Source organism: Flavobacterium sp. YO12, assembly GCF_004119495.1.
Classification (GTDB): domain Bacteria; phylum Bacteroidota; class Bacteroidia; order Flavobacteriales; family Flavobacteriaceae; genus Flavobacterium.
Genome location: NZ_NRQU01000123.1, coordinates 1 through 3,377, shown reverse-complemented (window position 1 = coordinate 3,377; position 3,377 = coordinate 1). Strand labels below are relative to the sequence as shown.

Genomic DNA, 3,377 nt, shown 5'->3' with positions numbered 1-3,377 from the left:
TTGGGGGATTAGCTCAGCTGGCTAGAGCGCCTGCCTTGCACGCAGGAGGTCAACGGTTCGACTCCGTTATTCTCCACTGATCCGAAAGGATAAAAGTTCATTGACATATTGAGATAAGAAAATAATAAAAAGTAGAAAGCGTTTTTTACAATTTTATTGTAAAAACAAAAAAAAACGGTCATAATTAACTTTATGATTGGTACAATAAGCAAAATAAGGGCGTATGGGGGATGCCTAGGCTCTCAGAGGCGATGAAAGGCGTGATAAGCTGCGAAAAGCTGCGGGGACGGGCACACACCGATTGATCCGCAGATACCTGAATGGGGCAACCCACTATGTTGAAGACATAGTACACCGATAGGTGGGCAAACCCGCTGAACTGAAACATCTAAGTAGGCGGAGGAGAAGAAAACAAAAGTGATTCCGTAAGTAGTGGCGAGCGAACGCGGATTAGCCCAAACCAATGTTGTTACGGCAATGTTGGGGTTGTAGGACCACGACATTTTATGTACAAGGAACCGGAAGTTACTGGAAAGTGACGCCATAGAGAGTGATAGCCTCGTATGGGTAACAAGTATAATAGATAGTGGTATCCTGAGTAGGGCGGGGCACGTGAAACCCTGTCTGAATTTGGCGGGACCATCCGCTAAGGCTAAATACTCCTGAGAGACCGATAGTGAACCAGTACCGTGAGGGAAAGGTGAAAAGAACCGTGAATAACGGAGTGAAATAGATCCTGAAACCATACGCTTACAAGCGGTCGGAGCCCTTTCGTGGGGTGACGGCGTGCCTTTTGCATAATGAGCCTACGAGTTAACGTTGCTGGCAAGGTTAAGTGATTAAGTCACGGATCCGTAGCGAAAGCGAGTCTGAATAGGGCGCTTTAGTCAGTAGTGTTAGACGCGAAACCGTGTGATCTACCCATGGGCAGGTTGAAGCTGTGGTAACACACAGTGGAGGACCGAACCGGTTGACGTTGAAAAGTCTTCGGATGACCTGTGGGTAGGGGTGAAAGGCCAATCAAACTCGGAAATAGCTCGTACTCCCCGAAATGCATTTAGGTGCAGCGCTGATGATAGTTATATAGAGGTAGAGCTACTGATTGGATGCGGGGGCTTCACCGCCTACCAATTCCTGACAAACTCCGAATGCTATATAATGTTTCACAGCAGTGAGGGCTTGGGTGCTAAGGTCCAAGTCCGAGAGGGAAAGAACCCAGACCATCAGCTAAGGTCCCCAAATATATGCTAAGTTGAAAGAACGAGGTTTGTCTGCCCAGACAGCTAGGATGTTGGCTTGGAAGCAGCCATTCATTTAAAGAGTGCGTAACAGCTCACTAGTCGAGCGGACGAGCATGGATAATAATCGGGCATAAGCATATTACCGAAGCTATGGATTTAGAGTTTACTCTAAGTGGTAGGGGAGCATTCTAACAGGGTTGAAGGTGTATCGTCAGGTATGCTGGACTGGTTAGAAAAGAAAATGTAGGCATAAGTAACGATAATGCGGGCGAGAAACCCGCACACCGAAAAACTAAGGTTTCCACAGCTATGCTAATCAGCTGTGGGTTAGTCTGGTCCTAAGGCGAACCCGAAAGGGACAGTCGATGGCTAACGGGTTAATATTCCCGTACTACTAATTACTGTGATGGGGTGACGGAGTGATGAAAGCGCCGCGAACTGACGGAATAGTTCGTTAAAGTACCTAGCTATAAGATCTATAGGCAAATCCGTAGATTTTGGTGAAATACGATAGTACTCGGAGTCTTCGGACAAAGAGATAGTGCGCCTAAGGGCTTCCAAGAAAAACCTCTAAACTTCAGGTAATTAGTACCAGTACCGTAAACCGACACAGGTAGTTGAGGAGAGAATCCTAAGGTGCTCGAGAGATTCATGGCTAAGGAATTAGGCAAAATAGACCTGTAACTTCGGGAGAAAGGTCGCCAGCAGCAATGCTGGCCGCAGTGAAGAGGTCCAGGCGACTGTTTATCAAAAACACAGGGCTCTGCAAAATCGTAAGATGAAGTATAGGGCCTGACACCTGCCCGGTGCTGGAAGGTTAAGAGGAGATGTTATCTTCGGAGAAGCATTGAATTGAAGCCCCAGTAAACGGCGGCCGTAACTATAACGGTCCTAAGGTAGCGAAATTCCTTGTCGGGTAAGTTCCGACCTGCACGAATGGTGTAACGATCTGGACACTGTCTCAGCCATGAGCTCGGTGAAATTGTAGTAACGGTGAAGATGCCGTTTACCCGCAGTGGGACGAAAAGACCCTGTGCACCTTTACTATAGCTTAGTATTGACCTTGGATAAATGATGTGTAGGATAGGTTGGAGACTATGAAGCGGCGTCGCCAGGCGTTGTGGAGTCATTGTTGAAATACAACCCTTTGTTTATCTGAGGCCTAACTCTTCGATGAAGAGGACAGTGCTTGGTGGGTAGTTTGACTGGGGTGGTCGCCTCCAAAAGAGTAACGGAGGCTTCTAAAGGTTCCCTCAGTACGCTTGGTAACCGTGCGTAGAGTGCAATGGCATAAGGGAGCTTGACTGAGAGACATACAGGTCGATCAGGTACGAAAGTAGAGCATAGTGATCCGGTGGTTCCGCATGGAAGGGCCATCGCTCAAAGGATAAAAGGTACGCCGGGGATAACAGGCTGATCTCCCCCAAGAGCTCATATCGACGGGGGGGTTTGGCACCTCGATGTCGGCTCGTCACATCCTGGGGCTGGAGAAGGTCCCAAGGGTTGGGCTGTTCGCCCATTAAAGTGGCACGCGAGCTGGGTTCAGAACGTCGTGAGACAGTTCGGTCTCTATCTACTGTGGGCGTTAGAAATTTGAGTGGATCTGATTCTAGTACGAGAGGACCGAATTGGACTAACCTCTAGTGTATCTGTTGTCCCGCCAGGGGCACCGCAGAGTAGCTACGTTGGGAAGGGATAAGCGCTGAAAGCATATAAGCGCGAAACCCACCACAAGATGAGATTTCTTTTAAGGATCGTGGAAGATGACCACGTTGATAGGCTATAGATGTAAAGGCAGTAATGTCATAGTCGAGTAGTACTAATAATCCGTAAGCTTATGTACACCCTTTTCCCCGATGCCAAATCGGGGGAGAAACTTTCTAAAAATAGTAAATAAAAGTACTTTTCTTTATCTCAGTATGTTAAAATATTAGCTCGACGCGAGCAGTAACTAGTGAAAAGTAACTAGTAAAGAGTCTAAGGACTAATTACTAAACACTAATAACTAATTACTAACAACCTTAAGGTGGTTATTGCGGCGGGGCTCACCTCTTCCCATCCCGAACAGAGTAGTTAAGCCCGCCTGCGCAGATGGTACTGCAATTTTGTGGGAGAGTATGTCGTCGCCTTTCTTTT

Annotated in this window: 1 tRNA gene and 2 rRNA genes; all 3 read left to right on the top strand. The window is 47.3% G+C overall.

Features of this window, described 5'->3' with window-relative positions:
• Positions 1 to 2 precede the first annotated feature (2 nt).
• The 3 genes from BOW55_RS20550 to rrf all read left to right on the top strand — a co-directional run bounded on the left by BOW55_RS20550 (position 3) and on the right by rrf (position 3,373).
• Positions 3 to 76 (top strand) — tRNA-Ala (locus BOW55_RS20550).
• 126 nt (positions 77 to 202) lie between these two features.
• Positions 203 to 3,084 (top strand): 23S ribosomal RNA (locus BOW55_RS20545).
• A gap of 179 nt (positions 3,085 to 3,263) precedes the next feature.
• Positions 3,264 to 3,373, top strand: a 5S ribosomal RNA gene (gene rrf / locus BOW55_RS20540).
• The last annotated feature ends 4 nt before the right edge of the window (positions 3,374 to 3,377 follow it).